The organism is Chloroflexia bacterium SDU3-3, assembly GCA_009268125.1.
Taxonomy (GTDB): domain Bacteria; phylum Chloroflexota; class Chloroflexia; order Chloroflexales; family Roseiflexaceae; genus SDU3-3.
This window is the reverse complement of sequence record WBOU01000016.1, coordinates 92,386-112,176: the sequence shown is the minus strand read 5'-3', so window position 1 is coordinate 112,176 and position 19,791 is coordinate 92,386. Positions and strand designations below refer to the sequence as shown.

Annotated in this window: 14 protein-coding genes; 5 read left to right on the top strand and 9 right to left on the bottom strand. The window is 65.4% G+C overall.

The window, feature by feature from the left end:
• Positions 1-274: 274 nt before the first annotated feature.
• The 9 genes from F8S13_21885 to F8S13_21845 all read right to left on the bottom strand — a co-directional run bounded on the left by F8S13_21885 (position 275) and on the right by F8S13_21845 (position 11,578).
• Positions 275-1,738, bottom strand: a complete 1,464-nt coding sequence (locus tag F8S13_21885) for a deoxyribodipyrimidine photo-lyase (GenBank protein KAB8140900.1) — start codon at positions 1,736-1,738, stop codon at positions 275-277.
• A 90-nt stretch (positions 1,739-1,828) separates the two neighbouring features.
• Positions 1,829-2,743 carry a carbohydrate ABC transporter permease gene (locus F8S13_21880; GenBank protein ID KAB8140899.1) on the bottom strand — a complete coding sequence of 305 codons (915 nt, stop codon included), beginning with the start codon at positions 2,741-2,743 and terminating at the stop codon, positions 1,829-1,831.
• Between the two features lie 19 nt (positions 2,744-2,762).
• On the bottom strand, positions 2,763-3,722 hold the full coding sequence (locus F8S13_21875) for a sugar ABC transporter permease (protein KAB8140898.1): 960 nt from the start codon (positions 3,720-3,722) through the stop codon (positions 2,763-2,765).
• A gap of 62 nt (positions 3,723-3,784) precedes the next feature.
• A complete protein-coding gene (ngcE, locus tag F8S13_21870) occupies positions 3,785-5,317 on the bottom strand; it encodes a carbohydrate ABC transporter, N-acetylglucosamine/diacetylchitobiose-binding protein (GenBank protein KAB8140897.1) in 1,533 nt (510 codons plus the stop codon).
• Between the two features lie 427 nt (positions 5,318-5,744).
• Positions 5,745-7,397 carry an ABC transporter ATP-binding protein gene (locus tag F8S13_21865; GenBank protein ID KAB8140896.1) on the bottom strand — a complete coding sequence of 551 codons (1,653 nt, stop codon included), beginning with the start codon at positions 7,395-7,397 and terminating at the stop codon, positions 5,745-5,747.
• Positions 7,394-8,167 (bottom strand): energy-coupling factor transporter transmembrane protein EcfT, encoded by a 774-nt coding sequence (locus F8S13_21860; protein ID KAB8140895.1) that lies wholly within the window; start codon positions 8,165-8,167, stop codon positions 7,394-7,396. The genes F8S13_21865 and F8S13_21860 overlap by 4 nt, the downstream gene beginning before the upstream one ends.
• A gap of 53 nt (positions 8,168-8,220) precedes the next feature.
• Complete coding sequence (locus F8S13_21855) at positions 8,221-9,060, bottom strand: hypothetical protein (protein KAB8140894.1); 840 nt, start codon at positions 9,058-9,060, stop codon at positions 8,221-8,223.
• Positions 9,061-9,272: 212 nt separating this feature from the next.
• Positions 9,273-10,505 carry a tRNA guanosine(34) transglycosylase Tgt gene (tgt, locus tag F8S13_21850; GenBank protein KAB8140893.1) on the bottom strand — a complete coding sequence of 411 codons (1,233 nt, stop codon included), beginning with the start codon at positions 10,503-10,505 and terminating at the stop codon, positions 9,273-9,275.
• Between the two features lie 2 nt (positions 10,506-10,507).
• A complete protein-coding gene (locus F8S13_21845; GenBank protein ID KAB8140892.1) occupies positions 10,508-11,578 on the bottom strand; it encodes a ParB/RepB/Spo0J family partition protein in 1,071 nt (356 codons plus the stop codon).
• 203 nt (positions 11,579-11,781) lie between these two features.
• On the opposite strand from F8S13_21845, the gene F8S13_21840 reads away from it, so the two are divergent.
• The 5 genes from F8S13_21840 to F8S13_21820 all read left to right on the top strand — a co-directional run bounded on the left by F8S13_21840 (position 11,782) and on the right by F8S13_21820 (position 18,402).
• The gene (locus tag F8S13_21840; protein KAB8140891.1) at positions 11,782-12,822 is read left to right on the top strand and encodes a LacI family transcriptional regulator; all 1,041 of its coding nucleotides are present in this window, start codon (positions 11,782-11,784) and stop codon (positions 12,820-12,822) included.
• 253 nt (positions 12,823-13,075) lie between these two features.
• Positions 13,076-14,485: a sugar ABC transporter substrate-binding protein gene (locus F8S13_21835; GenBank protein ID KAB8140890.1), complete on the top strand. Its 1,410-nt coding sequence runs from the start codon at positions 13,076-13,078 to the stop codon at positions 14,483-14,485.
• Positions 14,486-14,565: 80 nt separating this feature from the next.
• The gene (locus F8S13_21830; protein KAB8140889.1) at positions 14,566-15,492 is read left to right on the top strand and encodes a sugar ABC transporter permease; all 927 of its coding nucleotides are present in this window, start codon (positions 14,566-14,568) and stop codon (positions 15,490-15,492) included.
• A 20-nt stretch (positions 15,493-15,512) separates the two neighbouring features.
• Complete coding sequence (locus F8S13_21825; GenBank protein KAB8140888.1) at positions 15,513-16,412, top strand: carbohydrate ABC transporter permease; 900 nt, start codon at positions 15,513-15,515, stop codon at positions 16,410-16,412.
• Positions 16,413-16,482: 70 nt separating this feature from the next.
• Complete coding sequence (locus tag F8S13_21820) at positions 16,483-18,402, top strand: glycoside hydrolase family 127 protein (protein ID KAB8140887.1); 1,920 nt, start codon at positions 16,483-16,485, stop codon at positions 18,400-18,402.
• Positions 18,403-19,791: the final 1,389 nt, after the last annotated feature.

Below are 19,791 nucleotides of genomic sequence, written 5' to 3'. Positions count from 1 at the left end.
CCCAGTGCATCTCGCGCACGCCCAGAGCATGGGATGTGGCGGCCAACACGGTACGCCTGTTGCAGATGCACAGGGTATGGTGCGGCTCACATCGAGACATGCCAGGGTGGGCGCACTGCCGGGGTGTCTATCGTCGGCGTGCCAGCCCCACTTGTTTAGGTTCTTGAGATCCTGATAAAACTGTGGTTGGAGCGCCCCTATCGCTTTCTGCCGCCAGTTTCGCGCTTACTATAGCACTGGACGTTGAAAATCGCAACCACGAGATGTGATATGGCTACAGTTCGTGGCTGTTTTGGTTGCCGGTCACATGGTAGAGCGCGATGGCGCGCGGGCGCTGGGCGGCGTGGTCGACCACGGGCGCGGGGTAGGTTTTGCCGATCTGGAAGCCAAGCTCGCGCGCGAGCGCGGGCGGCATGGCCCAGGGCTGGTGGATGTAGTCGCTGGGCAGGCTGGCCAGCTCGGGCACGTGGCGGCGCACGTAGGCCCCGTCGGGGTCGAACTTCTGGCCCTGGCTGGTGGGGTTGAAGATGCGGAAGTAGGGCTGCGCGTCGGTGCCGGTGCCCGCCGCCCACTGCCATCCGCCGTTGTTGTTGGCCAGGTCGCCATCCAGCAGGTGGCGGAAGAAGAAGGCCTCGCCCCAGCGCCAGTCGATCAGCAGATCTTTTACTAGGAATGATGCGGCGATCATGCGGGCGCGGTTGTGCATCCAGCTCTCGTCGCGCAGCTGGCGCATGGCCGCATCCACGATCGGGTAGCCAGTGCGGCCCTCGCACCAGGCCTGGAACAGCTGGGGGCTGTTCTCCCACGCGATCGTGTCGTACTGGCGGCGGAACGCGCCGCGCCGCACGTGAGGGTGGTGCCAGAGGATCTGGGTGTAGAAGTCGCGCCAGGCCAGCTGGCGCACCCAGCTCTCGATCTGGGGGGCCGCAGCGGGCGCGGCGCACTGGGCGGCCTCTAGCGCGGCGCGCATGCAGGTGGGGCCATCCACGCAGCCTAGGTGCAGGTGGGCCGAGAGCTGCGATGTGGCGGGCAGCGCTAGGGTGTCGCGCTGGCTGGCGTAGTGGGCGATGCCGTGCGGGTTGTCCAGATCGGTGAAATGGGCCAGCTGGGCCAGGGCCGCGCCCTCGCCGCCGCGCGTGGGCCGCGCCACGGGCGCGTGGCCCAGCTCGGCCAGCGTGGGGATGTGACCGTGGTCGCAGCCTGGCGGCAGCGCGGCCAGCGCCGCCGGGGCGGGCAGCGGGGCGGCCAGGCTATGCTCGGCCTGGGGCCGCCACTGGCGGTAGTAGGGCGTGAACACCGTGTAGGGCGTGCCGCCCTTGGTGAGCAGGTCGGGCGGCTCGATTAGGCCCTGGTCGGCGAAGCTGCGCGCGGGGATGCCGCGCTCGCCCAGCACCTGGGCCACGCATGCGTCGCGCGAGCGGGCGTAGGGCGTGTAGTCGCGGTTGAAGAAGACCGCGCTGGCATGGTGCTCGGCGGCCAGCTGGGCCAGGGCGCTGGCCGGGTCGCCCTGGCGCACCACCAGGGCGCTGCCGCGCTGGCGCAGCGCCGCATCCAGCGCCGCCAGCGACTCGATCAGGAACTGCACCCGCGCCGGGGCGGCCTTCTCGGGGCGCAGCAGCGCGTGGTCGAGGATGAACACTGGGATGACGGCCCCGCCGGACTCGCGGGCGGCGGCGCTGAGCGCGGGGTTGTTGGCCAGCCGCAGGTCGCGGCGGAACCAGTGGATGTGGGTGGGCATTCCTGCTCGCTCTCTCTACACGGGGCAGGGCGCAGCGAGATCTGCGCCCTTGGTGGAGATACGAGGCAGCGGCGCGGTGCGGATGTGCGCCTAGCCCTTGATCGCGCCAGCCGTGAGGCCCTTCTGGATCTGCTCGTTGAAGATGATGTAGACCACCAGCGTGGGGATCATCACGATCGTCACGGCGGCGAACAGGCCGCTCCAGTCGTTGGAGTACTGCTGCTGGTTCTGCAGGTAGTAGAGGCCCTGCGAGAGCACGTAGCGCGTCTGGCCGTCATCCAGCCCGGCGTTGTTCATCAGCGCGTTGGGCAGGATATACTGGTTCCACATGCCCAGGAAGTTGAAGATGCCCACCGTCACTAGGCCGGGCTGGGCCAGCGGCAGCATCACCTTGAAGAAGATCTGGTACTGGTTTGCGCCGTCGATCGTGGCGGCCTCGGCCAGCTCCTTGGGCAGGGTGCGGAAGAAGCTGGTGAGGAAGAACACCGTGAATGGCAGCGAGTAGGCGATGTACACCAGGATGAGCCCGAAGAACGAGTTGAGCATGCGCAGGCTCTGCATCACGAAGTACAGCGGCACCAGGCCCAGGAAGATCGGGAAGGTCATGCCGATCAGGAAGGTGTAGAAGATCACGTCGCGGCCAAAGAACTCGAAGCGGGCCAGCACATAGGCCACCATGGCCGAGAGCAGCAGCGTGAAGAACAGCGCGGGCACCATCACCAGCAGGGTGTTGCCCACATACGCGCCCAGCTGGGCCTTGGTCCACGCGCGGGCGAAGTTCTCGAACAGCAGCTGCTGGGGCATGGACCACGGGCTGAAGAAGATCTCCTGGTCGCTCTTCAGCGAGCTGAGCACGGCCCAGCCCATCGGGAAGATCACGGCCACCGCCCAGGCGGCCAGCACGGCGTAGAGCAAGATCTTGCCGATGAGAGCGATGGGGCTGACTCGCCCCGAGGCGATCGCGGGGGCAGGGGATTTCTGCTGGGATTTGGTGATGATAGCCATACCGGGTTGCTCCTCGGGGTTAGAACTCAAGCGAGTCGCGGGCGGTGAGGCGCATGCTCACCAGCGAGATGCCCAGCACGATCAGCAGCAGCACCAAGCCCATGGCCGAGGCGTAGCCGAACTCGCTGCGGGTGAAGGCGGTCTGGTACATGTAGGTCGAGAGCACATCGGCCCCCCGGCTTGGCCCGCCCGAGCCGTTGGTCATCACGTTCACCAGCGCGAACAGGTCCATCGCACCGGCGGCCAGGAAGATGATTGCGGTGCGCAGCGTGTCCCACAGCAGCGGCACGGTGATCTGCCAGAACAGCACCCAGGGCGTGGCCCCGTCGATTTTGGCGGCCTCGTAGTAGGATGTGGGGATGTTCTGCATGCCGGCCACAAACATCACCATGTAGAAGCCCACGGCCTGCCAGATCGTCACCGCCAGCACGGCGGGGAAGACCGTGGAAGCGTTACCAAGCCAGGGGAAGCCCTTCAGGCCGCTGATGCCCAGCGCGGTGGCCGTGCCGTTGATCAGGCCGATGGTGGGGTGGAAGATGAAGCTCCACAGCACCGCCACCACCACGGTGGACATAACCTGTGGAAAGAAGAAGGTGATGCGGAAGAAGCGCGCGAAGCGGATGCCCTGCGTGAACAGGAAGGCGAAGAACAGCGCTAGCCCCACGATGCACACCGGCAGCACGATCAGGGCGACGCCGTTGTGGCTCAGGGCGTTCAGGAAGTTGCTGTCATTCGAGAGTTTGATAAAGTTATTGATGCCATTAAATGAAATATTTGCCGAGAGGCCGCGCCATTTTGTGAAGGCAAACACCATTGCGGCGATATACGGCACAAGCACAAACACGCCGTACAGCAGCAGCGGGACAGCGAGGAAAGAAACAATCAGGCCTCTTTTACCCTGGTTCATACGACCTCCGCGCGGGGCTTTTGGGAGCGAGATGGCTGTGTTGAGTATGCCGCAGAATCGGCGCTGCGACATGTGGGAATCGGCTGGGAGGCGGGCGCGGCGGGGGTGGGGCAGGCCGCCGCGCCCGTGCTCGGCTAGGCCGAGCGGGTGTACTTCTTGGTGTCGGGGTCTTTGGCGATCTCGTCGGCTAGGCTCTGCATGGCCTGGATGAAGTCGGCGGGCTTCTTCACGCCCGTCATCAGCTCGCCCAGGTAGACATCGCCCTCATCGTACAGGCGGCGATACCATGTGCCGTAGTTCAGCCGCACGATCGCGCCGTTGGCCGTGCTGGCCAGGTCGAGCGAGGACTGCATGCCAGCGGAGATGTTCGCACCCTCGGTGCCGTTCAGCACCGGCATCACCGAGCTGACGTTCTCGGCGAACCACTTGGCCGAGTTCTTCGAGAGCATCACGCGCAGGAACTCTAGGCCGTGCTGGGGGTGCGCGCCCTTGGAAGGCACGAAGAACGGCTCACCGCCGACCGCCTGCACGCCATTCTGATCGCCCTTGCCATCGGCGTAGCCGGGGATCGCGCCGATCACCATAGTGAAGTCGGCGGGGGTGGTGGTCTTCATCTCGTTCTCAAGCCAGTTGCCCGAGGGGATGAAGAAGGCCTTGCCCTGGAGCCACGCGGTCTGCGCCTCGGTGTGGGTCATACCGGCGGTGCCCTCAAGGATGTAGCCCTTGTCCCACAGCGCGTAGAGATCCTCGACGGCCTGCACCACCGACGGGTCGGACCAGGCGCTGGCCTCTAGGTTGTCGATCTTGATCAGCGGGGCGTTGCCGCCGTTCTTGTAGATCAGGGTTGGCAGCACCCACTCGCGCAGGTAGTAGGGGTACTTACCCTGGTAGGTCCACGGCGCGACGCCGCCCTTCTTGATGTCCTCGCAGAGCGTGAGCATCTCGGCCCAGGTCTTGGGGTAGGTGTAGCCCGCCTTCTCAAAGGCCGTCTTCGAGTACCAGAGCCCGAACACGGTGTAGGCCATGTTCAGGTACATCTGCTTGCCCTCGTACACGCCGTCATCCTGCGAGCCGGGGATGAGCGTCTCCTTGAAGGTCTTGCCGGGGGTGTCGAGCGAGGGTGCGTCCATCAGCGCGCTCAGGTCGAGCAGCTGGCCCTCGTTCAGCAGGCCCACCGTGTCTAGGTTGTTCGCGCCGCTGTTGCCCACCACATCCGGCGGGTTGCCGGCCACGAAGCGCGGCTGCAGCTGCGGTCCGACCTGCTGGATGCCCTGCACCTTGACCTTCAGGCCGGGGTGGATCTGCTCCATCCACGTGCCGGTGTTCTTCAGGTAGCCATCGCCGAAGCCGCCTGCGAAGAACACGCCATCCACCTCGACATCGGTGGCCAGCTTGAAGGGGTCGAGCGCGTCGGCGGCCACGGTGAAGGGCAGCCCGCCCGCTGCGGCCTCGGCGGTGGCTGCTGCGCTGGCTACCGGCGCAGCGGTGGCCTCGGCGGCTGCTGCGCTGGCTACCGGCGCAGCGGTGGCCTGGGCAGGGGCGGCGGTGCTAGCGGCGGGCGTGGATGTGCCACATGCAGCCAGGAGCGAGCCAGCGGCGGCGGTGCCACCGGAGAGCATCGCCAGCTTGAGGAATTTGCGACGAGAGAGAAGGTCGTTCCGTGCCATGGGTTTCTGATTCCTTTCGTCAAATCAGCCGTGCAGGGCAAATCCTCGGACGAGTGTGGAGATGATGTGAACGGTTAGACCGGGAGGCGCGCTTGGCTCTCCTTTCGCATACCCAGGGCATCCCGGCGATGGCTGCCTGTTATGGGTTGTGGTACGCACACATCGTTGTTGGTGCATTTGTAAGTTTACTGAACTTATAACGGGGTGATGAAGGGCAGTCTATCTTCTTTGGTGGAAAGCAACAACGGCAGAACTGCCTAATCTTGAGGGCTGAGGCGGTGGCAATTACCTAGGTAGTTTGGTCGGCATGTATACCGCAGCTCCACTATGCCTACGCTGGCTGCGCATGCGGATTGAGGGGCTTGTGAAAAATATCGCTTTTGGTGATTAGGAAGGCAAAGGATTTTGCCAAAGGGTGGGGCTGCGGCTAGGCTCCCGCCTCACGATGCGCCGTGGGCTGGTCAAGGCGCAGCGCCAGTGGCAGTCCAGCAATTGTACGAAGCGTACGAATATGCTGCTCGTCGAACGCTTCCCAGCGCAGATCGAACACGATTTGACCCTGATCAAGCAGGATGACGCGGTCGAGCGCCTCGTATGAAAAGTCCAAATCGTGTGACACCACCAGGGTGCTCTGGCCTGCACGCATGCGCTGCTCGCACAGCGCCCGGATGCGCTGGGTGGAAGGGCCATCCAACCCGGCGGTCGGCTCATCGAGCACCAGCAGCGGCGGCTCCATGGCCAGCACCGAAGCGATGGCTACCAGCCGACGCATCGCGGGCGGCAGATCGTAGGGGTGCTCGGCGGCCACAGCGCGCAGGCCCAGCGCATCCAGCGCGGCATCCACCAGCTGGGCCACGCGGGCTGGGCTGTGGCGCAGGTTCTTCGGCCCAAAGGCCACCTCGTCGCGCACGGTGTGGGCGAACAGCTGGTTGCGCGTGTCCTGGAACACCACGCCGACCGTGCGGGCCAGCTGGGCCACGCTGCGGCGGCGCGCTTCTTGGCCGCCGATCTGCACCTGGCCTGCGCTGGGGTGAATAATCCCGTTCAGGTGCCGCACCAGGGTGCTCTTGCCCGCGCCGTTCGGCCCCAGCAGGGCCATGCGCTCGCCCGGTGCGATCCGCAGGCTCACGCCGCGCAGCGCCTCCACGCCCGTGGGGTAGCGGTAGCGCACCATGTCGAGCGCGACGATGGGCGCGGCTGGGGCGGGCGGCGGCGCTGGCAGGCGCGGCGGCAGCGCCAGCCCATGCAGCGCCTCGATCGCGCCCTGCTCGGTGATGGGCAGGGGCGTGTGGGCGGGCAGCGCGCCCTGGGCGCGCATGTGGGCCACCAGCGCCGTCGGGCGCGGCCAGCCGATGCCGCGCTCGACCAGCAGCGGGCTGGCCAGCACCTCGGCGGGCGGGCCGTAGGCGATCGGCTGGCCCTCGTCGAGCGCCAGCACGTGGTCGGCCAGCTCGGCCAGCCACTCCAGCCGGTGCTCGGCCACCAGGATGGCGGTGCCGCTGCGGGCCAGCGCGCGCAGTAGGTCGGCCAGGCGGTGCTGGCCCAGCGGGTCGATCTGGGCGGTCGGCTCATCCAGCACCAGCACGGCGGGGCGCAGCGCCAGCGCGGCGGCGATCACCAGCCGCTGCTGCTGCCCGCCCGAGAGCGCATAGGGCGAGCGGTCGCGCAGGTGGCACAGCTCCATGGCGTCCAGCGCCTGCTCGACCCGCTGGTAGATCTCGGGGGCGGGAACGCCCAGATTTTCCAGCCCGAACGCCACCTCCTCGGCCACGCTGAAGCGCGCCCCCGAGATCTGGCTGTAGGGGTCGGGGCGCACCAGCGCCACGTGGCGCACCAGCTCGGCCACGCTGCTGGCCAGCAGATCGCGGCCATCCAGCAGCGCGCTGCCGGAGATGCGGCCCTGGAAGAACTGCGGCATGAAACCGGCGCACAGCGCGGCCAGGGTCGATTTGCCCGCGCCGATCGTGCCCACCACGCCGCAGATCTGGCCCTGGCCAATGGCCAGCGAGATATCGCGCAGGGCTGGCTGCCGCGCGGCTAGGTAGGTGAAGCTGATATTGTGCAGCGACAGCGTGCTCATGATCCCACCACCAGCAGCGCGCAGCGGGCGATCACCATCATGCCGATCAGCGTCAGCGCGCCCCAGCGCACCCCGCGCTGGCGCGGCGAGTCGTGCGGGCGGCGCAGATCGGTCTTTGGCCCCTCGGCCAGGAAGGCCCGCGACTCGATGGCCATGGCGCGCTCCTCGACATCGGCCAGGGCCCCCACGATCAGCGGGCCGACCAGGGCGGGCAGCGCCCACAGCCGCCGCAGCCCGCGCACATCCAGCCCGCGCGACTGCTGGGCGTCGAGGATGCCCTGGGCGCGGGCCAGCATGTCGGGGATGATCTGGATGCTCACCAGCACGATATAGCCGATGCTGCGCGGCATGCCGATCTGAGCCAGCGCGGCGGTGAGGTCGGCGGGGTGGGTGGTGAACATCAGCAGCATCAGGCCCGCGCAGAGCATCAGCAGCCGCGTGGCGGTGGTGAAGGTCAGCAGCAGGCCGCCGTCGGTGAGCCGCACTGGCCCAAGCTGGGCGATCGCCTGCGCGCCGATCGGCGGGAAGAGCAGCCCCTGGATGAGGAACAGCGAGCAGAACAGCGGCAGCAGCGTGCCCGCGATCACACGCAGCAGCGCGCCCGCCGCCTGGATGCGCTGGGCTATGAGCAGCAGCAGCGCGAAGATCAGCGGCGCGAGCCAGAGGGTGGGGAAGAGGTAGACCGTCATGCCAAGCGTGGCCACAATGGCCAGCTTGGTGAGGGGGTGAAGCTGATGCAGCAGACTGGTTCCCGGGCGGTAGATCATCATAGGCGTAGCATGAGCTTGTGCAGGCGAGCCTCGTCGCTGGCCTGCATGCTGATCTATGAGAGACGACTGGCCAGCGGTTCTGCCGGGACGTGCTGATCGTCTGCTGTTTCTGGCAGGCCATAGGGGAAGCGCGCCAGGATGCGCCGGGGCAAGGCCTGCAAAATCAGCCAGACCAGCATAAACGAGGTCATCTTATCGAAGGGGTCGGATGTGGTGCTCTGCGCCAGCACCGAGCCCATGATATTGGCCCCGCTGGCCCGGTAGAGCGCCACCAGCATGTCGGTGCCGCCACCGGTCACGCCGCTGAAGAAGTAGGCCGCCGTCGGCGCGGCGATGATCGCGCAGAGCACGCCGGTGAGCAGCCCGATCATGCCCGCGTAGCCGCCACGCTGCAGCACGGCGTAGCCCGCCACCGCCCCAGCCGCCAGCGCCAGCACGAAGATGAACCAGTTGCTGACAAACAGATCTTGCATGGTTGGCAGCACCGAGTTGCCTTCGCTGTCGATGGTGCGCCCGATGAACATCAGCACGAAGAGCGTGAGCGCGAACAGGAAGATCGCGCCGACCACCGCCGAGAACCAGCGGGGCGATGCGCGCAGGAACAGGCGCTGCTTGCCTGCGAACCCGGCGATCAGGCCGATAGTGCCTGCCACATAGAAGAATGAGGCCGTGGGGACGCTGCTGGTCGCCGCCCCCCAGATCAGGTTGCTGAGCATGCCAGTGAGCGCGCCCATCAGCGGCCCCATCAGCGCGCCCACCAGCACCGTGCCGATGCTGTCGAGGTAGACCGGGGTGCCTGCGGCGAGCTGGCCGATCGCGATGTTGATCACGATCGCGAGGGGGATGAGGACAAGCGATGTGCTGTTCAGCCTGAGGCGTCGGGTGGTTTCCATCAGGGCTCCTTTCCTGACTGCGAGTGCGCCCGAGAATCTGTGTCACCATAACACATGGGTGTCGGCCATTATAGCATAGCGGCTGGCCTATGCCTGCAGGATAGCGCATCTGATTCAGGCAAACGCCCTGTAAGGGTAGGCATGGGGTATGGCAACACCCCCGCAGCGCTGCGGGGGTGTTGTGTGCCCAACGGTCGTATGGCGCTGCCGCGCTAGAGGCCCGCGATCGGCGTGGCGCTCTCGCCCAGCCACTCGCGGCGCAGCTCGCCGAAGCAGCCCGCGCGGATGCTCTCGCGGATCTGCCGCATCAGGTTGCAGAGGAAGGCCACATTGTGCAGGCTCACCAGGCGGATGGCCAGCAGCTCCTGGGCGCGGAACAGGTAGTGGATGTAGGAGCGGCTGTAGTTCTGGCAGGTGTAGCAGCCGCACGCGGCGTCGATCGGGCCGGGGTCTTCGCGCAGGGCCGCGTTGGAGAGGTTCAGCTTGAAGCGCCGCGCGCGGTCGCGCACCAGCGCGGTGCCATGCCGGCCCAGCCGCGTGGGGCTGACGCAGTCGAACATGTCGATGCCGCGCGCCACGCCCTCGATCAGGTCATCCACATCGCCGATGCCCAGCAGGTGGCGGGGCAGCGCATCCGGCATGTGCGGGATGGTCATGTCCACCACCTCGTAGATCTGGGCCTTGTTCGCGCCCAGCGAGCCGCCGATGCACAGGCCGTCGAAGCCCATGGTTCCCACCACCTCGGCGCTCTCCTTGCGCAGGTCGGGGAACACACCGCCGTGCACGATCCCAAACAGCGACTGGTCGGGGTTAGGCTGGGCGAAGGGCAGGCCCTCGCCGCCGCGCGTGCGCTGGTGGAAGTCGAGGCAGCGCTGCGCCCAGCGGTGGGTCATGGCCATGGACTTCTTGGTGTAGTCGTAGCCCTGGCGGAACGGCGGTAGCTCGTCGAAGCACAGGATGATGTCGGCCCCGATGCCCTTCTGGATCTCGATGCTGCGCTCGGGGGTGAACAGATGCTTCGAGCCATCCAGGTAGGATCGGAACATCACGCCGTCGCTGGTGATCTTCACCATGTTCTTCATGGCCTCGGGGTGGGCCGGGCGGCGGCCCTTCACCTCGTCGGCGATGCCGCCGTAGACCAGCGAGAACACCTGGAAGCCGCCCGAGTCGGTGAGGATGGGGCCATCCCAGCCCATAAACTTGTGCAGGCCGCCCTGCCGCGCGATCAGCTCGTGCCCCGGCAGCAGGTAGAGGTGGTAGGTGTTGCCCAGGATGATCTGCGCCCCGGCGTCGCTCACCTCCTCGGGGGTGAGCGATTTGACCGAGCCGCGCGTGCCCACCGGCATGAACACCGGCGTCTCGACCACGCCGTGGCCGGTGCTGATCAGGCCCACGCGGGCGCGGCTCTCGGGGTCGCGGTGCAGGATGTCAAAGCTCAGCGGCATTGCTACTCCTCATCCCCCGTGGCCCAGCCCTGCTCGCTGGCGGTGTTCTGCAGCGCGCGCAGCAGCGAGTTGAGCTGCTTGATCAGCAGACGCACCTTGAAGGATGCGCCCTCGTCCGATTTCACCCACTTCTCCAGGTCGCCCTCGACATGGGCGCGGGCCAGGCGGTCGGTCTCATCCACCATCTGGTCGAGCGAGCGGATGCGGAACACGCGCGACTTGTTCTTGGGCTGGTTCTCGATGGTGACCGACTCGATGTTGATGCCGTCGCCGTCGTCCTTGGGCTGCTCGTCATCGTCCCACAGGTCGTCGTCGCTCTCCTCGCGGGTGGCGAACGAGCCAGCGCCCACCTTGGCCAGCGGCCCGCCGCCAGCGGCCACCGCAGGCGCGTGCTGCTCGCGCACCTCGACACCCTGCTGCAGGGCCTCAAGCGCGGTGTCTAGCGAGATGCCGGGGTTGGCGGCGAAGTAGCTGGAGAGGCGGCTCAGCTCGGCTGCCGACATGCCCTCTTCCACGGCGGCCTTGGCCAGCTCGATCTGGGTGCGCTGGTTGCTGATGCGGCGCAGGTGCTGGGCCTGGGTCACGCTTAGCTCGCCGGTGCGCAGCATGTCGTGGATCTCCTCGGGCAGGTCGAGCAGGCCCATGTAGCGCCGGATGGTGCGGCCTGTGAGGCCCACCGCCACGCCCACCGCATCATCCAGCTCGGTCTCGCCGGTCAGCTCGCCACGCTCCTGGATCAGCTCGCGCAGGCGGGCGAAGGCCTTGGATTTCTCCAGATCGTTCAGATCCTGGCGCTGCAGGTTCTCGGTCAGCTGCTGGAGCAGGGTGTGCGGGTCGTCGTTTTCCAGCACGATGCAGGGCACTTTCTCCAGCCCCAGCTTCAGCGATGCCTCGCGGCGGCGGTTGCCGTAGACCACGCGGTAGCGCCCGCCGCCGCTTTCCACCACGCCCAGCGGCTGCAGCAGCCCCTGCTCGGCGATGGTGGCGGCCAGCCCGGCGATGTCGCCGGGGCTCTCGCGGACCCCCGAGGGGTCGGCATCGATGGTGCGTGGGTCGAGGTAGAGAAGTTTCATCAATCGCTCCAAATGCACAGGAGCGCCGCACCAAAATGGGCGCGGCGACACTTAATTCAAAACGTCTGTTCGGGCCAGAGTATACCAGATCTGCGCGGTTCTGCACAAGCGCTTTTTCGCGCCGCGCGGGGAAAACTATTGACAGCATCGTGGCCTCTGTGCTATAGTTGCTTTGGCACGCAAATCGATTAGAATAGAGAACCATGGTGCGACCTAAGAAGCGGGTGACTCATCAGGATGTGGCGCGGCTGGCTGGCGTCTCCACGGCGGTGGTCTCCTATGTGATCAACAATGGCCCACGCCCCACCTCCCCCGAGGTGCGTGAGCGTGTGCTGCGCGCCATCCACGAGCTGGACTACCACCCCAGCGCCTTCGCCCGCGGGCTGCGCGCCCAGCGCACCAACACGGTTGCCCTAATTGTCAATGATTATTACGCGTCGAGCGTGTTTACCGCCGCCTACTCGGCTACCATCCTCACTGGCCTGACCATGCGCCTGAAGGAGCACGGCTACTACATGCTGGTCTACCCCATGCTGGTGGGCGAGGATCTGGGCGCGGTGGATGCCCTGCTGCGCAGCGGGCGGCTGGATGGCGTGGTGGTGCGCCTGGTCGAGGAGGCCCCAGCCACCGATGCGCTGCTGGAGCGCGTGGCCGCCACCCAGCTGCCCTGCGTGTGCATCGAGCAGCCCGGCTCGCCGCGCTTCGGCCTCAGCTCCATCCGCTACGACGACCGGCGCGGCAGCTACGAGGCGGTCAGTCACCTGATCGCCCAGGGCCACCGCCGGATCGCGCACCTGGCGGGCGATCGGCGCTATGGCACGGCCCAGAGCCGGATCGCGGGCTACCGCGACGCGCTCGATCACCACGGCATCGCCTTCGACCCCGCGCTGGTGGTGGGCGACACCTGGGATGCCGGGCGGGCGCTGCCGAGCATTCGACAGCTGCTCGACATGGAGCTGCCGCCCACGGCGATCTTTGCCGCCAACGACCATCTGGCCGTGCGGGTGATCGAGGAGACCCGCCATCGCGGCCTGCGCGTGCCCGAGGATGTGGCGCTGTTCGGGTGTGATGATATCGATCTGGCGCGGCAGGTGGTGCCGCCGCTTTCAACTATACATATTCCGCTGGCCGACCTGGGCGAGCGGGCGGGCGATCTGCTGCTGGAGCAGATCGAGGGCGATGACGATCTGCAGCCGCAGGCGGAGGTGATGGGTGTGACGGTGGTCCAACGGGCGTCGGCATAGCAGCATAGGCGTGCGGCATGCGGCGGCGTATGCCTGGGGGTGGCTTGGCGATGCGGCGTGGCCAGAACCCGACTTCTTTTATAGCCATATTCTAATCGATTAGAAATCTATTCTTTTTTATGGCCGCATTCTAATCGGTTAGAAATTCCATATGGCCACATGGCGGTGGCCACGGTTTCCATAGCGCTGGCTTGTTCCCTTGTGGGCCACGGCGGCCCCTGAGATCGCGAATACAGCAAAAGGAGAAACCCCGATGGAATCGCGTCAACGACGACCCATGTCACGGCGACAGCTGCTGCGGTTTGCGGCGGGCGCTGCCGGTGCGGCGGCCTTTGGCCCGGTGCTGGCCGCGTGCGGCGGCAGCCCAGGCACCCAGGCGGGCGGCACATCCGGCCCCGCCGCGCAGGGCGGGCAGACCACGGTGAGCATGCTGGGCTGGGGCACCGTGCTGGAGAAAGAGAACGTCGACAAGTCGCTCCAGCTCTTCCAGCAGCGCAACCCCGACATCAAGGTCGAGTGGCTGCACACCCCCAACGCCGACTACGAGACCAAGCTCAAGACCATGCTGGCCGGTGGCACGCCGCCCGACATCTTCTGGACGGGCAACATGCTCGACTACGTGATCCGCGATCAGGTGCTGGACATCACCGACTATGTGAAGGCCGACCCTGTGATCGGCAAGGCCGACTACTTTCTGCAGCCCCAGGAGACCGACCGCGCCACCTACAACGGCAAATGGTACGGCATCGGCTCGTGCTACGTCATCCACCATCTCTACTACAATGTCGAAATGCTGGAAAAAGCGGGGGTTCAGCCGCCTTCTACCGATGCGGTGAAAGCCTGGACCTGGGAGGAGTTTGTCGAGAACGCCCGCAAGCTGACCCTGGACGCGGCGGGCAAGCACCCCGGCGAAGATGGCTTCGACGCCAACAACATCCAGCAGTGGGGCGTCAGCTGGGCCACCTGGAACCTGCCGCGCGATGTGGTGGCCTACATGAACGGCGGCGATTTCATTAGCAAGGATGGCGTGTGCAAGGCCAGCGACCCGGCGACCGTGGAGGCCTACCAGGCCCTGGCCGACCTGATGAACAAGCACCACGTGGCCCCGCAGACCGCCCAGCTCGACCAGCTGGGCATGAGCGCGGTGCAGATGATGGCCTCGGGCAAGCTGGCCATGCTGGCCGACGGCTCGTGGTCGGTGATGGATATCGCCACGCTGGGCTTCAAGTTCGGCTGCGGCGTGCTGCCCAAGATCAAGACGGCGGTGACGGAGGCCCAGGCCCACATGCACGTGATCGCCAAGGGCACCAAGAACCCCGACGCCGCCTGGAAGCTGCTGTCCTTCCTCTCCTCGGATGACTACCAGCGCGGGCTGTGCAAGGTTGGCCTGTGGCTGCCCAGCCACACCAGCCTGCTCAGCGAGGAGGGCCTGAAGAGCTGGATCACGCCGGGGGTGCACCCCGATGGCTACGAGCAGATCGCCACCGACTACCTGGCCAAGCACTCGCGGATCTACCCCTACCCGCCGGGCTACAGCGAGGCCAACACCATCATCACCGCCGCGCTCGACCCGGTGTGGATCGGCCAGTCCAGCGCCGCCGACGCGCTGACCGCCGATGTGATCAAGCAGGCCGAGGAAGCGCTGGCCAAGGCCAAGGCCTAGCGCCTGCGGGGCCGCGCCACCACGGGCGGGCGCGGCCCCAGGCTCGACACAGCGTGGTGTATACAACCATAGGGGGCGATATGCTCAATCTCTCATCGTGGAGCGTGGTGCGGACGTTCCGCTCGCCAAATGCCCGCCGCGAGGCGCTGTTTGGCTACCTGTTCACCGGCCCGGCCATCCTGGGCTTCCTGATCTGGATTGTGGGGCCGATGCTGTTCTCGGCATGGCTGAGCCTGACCGAGTGGGATCTGCTGCGCCCGCCCGAGTTCGTGGGCCTGCGCAACTACCAGGACATGTTCCGCGACCCGCTGTTCTGGCAGTCGCTGAAGGTGACGGCCTACTTCACGCTGGTCTCGGTGCCGCTGTTCCAGATCGCCGCCTTCGCGGTGGCGCTGCTGATGAATGTGAACGTGCGCGGGATCTCGGTCTTCCGCACGCTGTTCTACCTGCCCAGCATCGTGCCGGTGGTGGCCAACGCTATGCTGTGGGCCTGGGTGTTCAACTCCGACTTTGGGCTGCTGAACGCGGGCCTGCGCACGCTGGGCCTGCCCAAGATCCTGTGGCTCCAGGACACCCACTGGGCCATGCCCGCGCTGATCACCATGAGCCTGTGGGGCGTGGGTGGCTCGATGCTGATCTACCTCGCCGGGCTTCAGGGCGTGCCACAGCAGCTCTACGAGGCCGCCGAGCTGGATGGCGCGGGCTACTGGCACCGCTTCATCCATGTGACTATCCCGCTGATGTCGCCGGTGATCTTCTTCAACCTGCTGATGGGCCTGATCGGCGCGCTGCAGACCTTCACGCAGGGCTACATCATCACCAACGGCGGGCCGCAGAACTCCACGCTGTTCTACGCGCTCTACCTGTACCGCCGCGCCTTCACCGATTTTCGCATGGGCTACGCGGCCTCGCTGGCCTGGGTGCTGTTCGCGATCGTGGTGGTGCTGTCGGTGTTTGTGTTTCGCTTCCTGGGCCGCCAGGTGCACTACGAGGATGATGGCCGCTAGGCGGCGCAGGAGGAAACCACATGTCAGCTCATGTGAAAGACCTACGCCCCGGCGCGACCGAGGCGGCCCAGCCGAGCCTGGCGGCCCAGCGCAGGCGGCAGCGGGCCGGGCGCGCGCTGGTATGGGCTATGCTGCTGGGCGGCGCGGCGCTGATGCTCGCGCCCTTCCTGTGGCTGGTGAGCACCTCGCTGAAGACCCAGCAGCAGGTGTTTCTCTACCCGCCGCAGTGGATACCGAACCCGGTGCGCTGGCAGAACTACCCGGATGCGCTCTCGCAGGTGCCGTTTGGCCAGTTCAGCCTGAACACGCTGCTGATCACGCTGGTGACGATGGCGGGCGTGCTGCTCACCTCGTCCATGGCGGCCTACGGCTTCGCGCGGCTGCGCTTCCCAGGGCGCGATTTCTTCTTCGTGCTGCTGCTGAGCGCGCTGATGCTGCCCTACGCGGTGACGATGATCCCGCAGTACATCATGTTCAAGTACCTCGGCTGGATCGATACCTATCTGCCGCTGACGGTGCCGCCGTGGTTTGGCGGGGGCATTTTTAACATCTTCCTGCTGCGCCAGTTCTTCCGCACCATCCCATCCGATCTGGTGGAGGCGGCGCGTATCGATGGCGCGGGCGAGATCCGCATCTACGCCCAGGTGATGCTGCCGCTGGCTGGTGCGTCGCTGGCGGTGGTGGCGATCTTTACCTTCATCAACTCGTGGAATGATTTTATGGGGCCGCTGATCTACATCTCCTCGCACGACAAGTACACGATCGCGCTGGGGCTGGCGATGTTCAAGGGCCTCTACTCGACCCAGTGGCAGTACCTGATGGCGGCATCCACCGTGATGATCACGCCGATCATCGTGCTATTCTTCCTTGCGCAGCGCTACTTTGTCCAGGGCATCGTGATGACCGGGACAAAGGGCTAGCGGCACGATCTGACATCTCCCCGCGCCGGTGTCTCTGGCGCGCTATGGCATAGGCTAAAGGAAAGATCCAATGACCCCAACGACCCCAACCTCCCACAGCATCCGCCGCTCCTCCGTCTCGCACACCCAGGTCACGCTCACCGGCACGTTCTGGGCCGAGCGCCAGCGCGTCAACCGCGAGCGCACCATCCCGCATATCTACCAGCAGTGCCGCACCACCGGGCGCGTGGACGCGCTGGTGGGCGACTGGCCGCAGGATGTGCGCGAGGGCGGCATCAAGGCCAACTTCCCGCTGCTGTTCTGGGACTCGGACATCGCCAAGTGGATCGAGGCCGCCAGCTTCAGCCTGGCCACCCACCCCAACCCCGAGCTGGACGCGCTGGTGGATGAGGTGATCGTGGCGATCGGCAAGGGCCAGCTGCCCGATGGCTACCTGAACAGCTGGTTTGGCCATGTGGAGACCGACAAGCGCTGGACCAACATGCGCGACTGGCACGAGCTATACGACGCGGGCCACCTGATCGAGGCGGCGGTGGCGCACTTCCAGTCCACCGGCAAGCGCAGCCTGCTGGAGATCGTGTGCCGCTACGCCGACTACATCGGCTCGGTGTTCGGGCGCGAGCCGGGCAAGCGGCGCGGCTACTGCGGCCACCCCGAGGTGGAGCTGGCCCTGGTGAAGCTGGCCCGCGCCACCGGCGAGCAGCGCTACATGGACATGGCCCGCTACTTTGTGGATGAGCGCGGCCAGCAGCCCCACTACTTCGACCAGGAGGCGATCGCGCGCGGCTCGAAGCCCAGCGACTACTGGTTCAAAAACTACGAGTACAGCCAGTCGCACTGCCCTGTGCGCGACCAGCACGAGGTGGTGGGCCACGCCGTGCGCGCCATGTATCTCTACAGCGCCATGGCCGATCTGGCTGCCGAGGATGGCGATGCCAGCCTGCTGGAGGCATGCCAGCGTCTGTGGACGCACCTCACCACCAAGCGCATGTACGTGATGGGTGGCATCGGCTCTTCCAAGGATAACGAGGGCTTCACCAGCGACTACGATCTGCCCAACAAGAGCGCCTACGCCGAGACCTGCGCGGCGATCGCCCTGGTGTTCTGGGCGCAGCGCATGCTGGAGATCGAGCTGGACGCGCGCTACGCCGATGTGATGGAGCTGGCGCTGTACAACGCGGTGCTCAGCGGCGTCTCGCTGGAGGGCACGCACTTCTTCTACGACAACCCGCTGGCCAGCGACGGCGGCCACCACCGCCAGCAGTGGTTCCACTGCCCGTGCTGCCCGCCGAACCTCTCGCGTATCTTCTCCTCGCTGGGCGGCTATGTCTACGCCCAGGGCCAGGATGATGTGGCGGTGCATCTCTACGCCGCAGGCGAGGCGCGGCTGCACGTGGCCGGGCGCGACGTGACGCTGCGACAGGCGACCAGCTACCCCTGGGATGGTGTGGTGAGCCTGACGGTGGGGCTGGCGACGCCCGCCAGCTTCGGCCTGCGCCTGCGCATCCCGGCGTGGTGCGCCGCCCCGAGCCTGCGCGTGAACGGCCAGCCGGTCGATCTGGCCGCGAGCGTGGAGCGCGGCTACGCCCTCATCCAGCGCGAGTGGCGCGACGGCGATGTGGTGACGCTCGACCTGCCCATGCCGGTGCAGCGCGTCTACGCCCACCCCGATGTGAGCGACGACGTGGCCAGCGTGGCCATCCAGCGCGGCCCGCTGGTCTACTGCCTGGAGCAGGCCGACCACGGGGTGCCCATCCGCCGCATCCGGCTGCCCGCCGATGCCGAGCTGACCGCCCGCTTCGACGCCGAGCTGCTGGGCGGTGTGGTGGTGGTGGAGACCACCGCCAGCGCCCTGGCCGACGCGGGCTGGGAAGGCGCGCTCTACCGCGCCGCGCCGCCCACGCTGGTGCCCTGCGCCCTGCGCGCCATCCCCTACTACACCTGGGACAACCGCGAGGCTGGCGCGATGACCGTCTGGGTGCGCGAGTAGCGCCCATGCCGCCCAGATGTGGCATAGGAGTGAGCTATGTCACATCTGGGCGGTTTCAAATTGTTGGGCCAGCTCTCTATCCTCGTTTCATATAGTAGGCTGCGGGTTTCGGTAGTGACTAATCCATCGTTGGGCTAAGGGGTAGAGAACTTCTCCAAGGCAGGGGAGAAAAAGAAATACTATCAGGCCGACACTTGTCCATTTTGGGAAAAGATACCAGCACCAGTATTGGATCCATGATGCGATGACCAGGAGCATGAGGCTCTGCCTCGATGATGGTATAACAAAGAGCAGCAGATAATCATAGAATGCTCGAAGTGGCACAAGCGAATACAGGAAAAGGTATCGCCCTCTGAGGTCTCGCCAAGCCAGACCAGCGAGCAGCAGTAGTATCCCGCCAGGTAAGAGAATAGCAGGCCGTCCGGCGTATGCCTGCACATTATGTATCCATTGCGCTGGCCACGACGGCATGATGATGAGCGATACGATGACGAGTGCACCAGCCACCAGAGCACGTCGCCACGTTATCTGGGTAATGGCTATTGGTACTGCAATATGAGGTTTTACTACAAGCAGCGGATAGAGCACAGGTGTAAGCGCTACTGCGGTGATGAGGATAGACCAGTTTGCAACCTGAACGCACTGCCAGAATGGGTAGCAGGCTAGCATCCAGAGCGGCCAGTATCGCCCATCGCGTGTGAGCCCCCAGGTGAGCAGCGCTGTCGATAGGCCGATAAATATGCCCGCCGCCCATGCGTCTGGAAACAAAACCAAGGGCATCGCAGCTATTACAGTGGTCATAGGGTAGCTGACTATGCCATAGGGGTATGTTCGGGCATAGGGATTTTCTCCATGCAACATATCTCGCGCTGCCACCAGTGGCCATGTGAAATCTCCTGCTCCCCACCCTGGAAAATCCCAGCTGATGCCAAATACGCCTGCTTGATATAGCCCACTGCAAAGGCCTGCGACTACACCCGCCAAGATAACGATAGCTAATCGCCGTTTCATATGGTTCCTTGTATTGAAAGAGTACGCTAAGGTGCGTTTGGAGCTGCAATTATTAGGAATAGATTATATATAGCCATATAGTATGGCAATTTTGTGTAGTGAGATAGCTTTGTTTGAACTCTCCTTCTGATCTATGAGCTCTTGTTTAAAGAGTATGATCGCTACCGAAGATTCAATATATCAGCGGTTAGAGTGGATCAAATGCCACTAAAGTGCAAAGGCGCACAGGAAAGAAACTAGATTCATCACCAAGATGCGAAGAAACATCATACAGAATACGTATGCTCTACGTTTTGCGTTGCGGTGGCATTTTGCCCTGCTGATAATCTTGGATTGCTACGATCAATCAGTTTTATCGTCCCGCGTCTTCGTGGGATT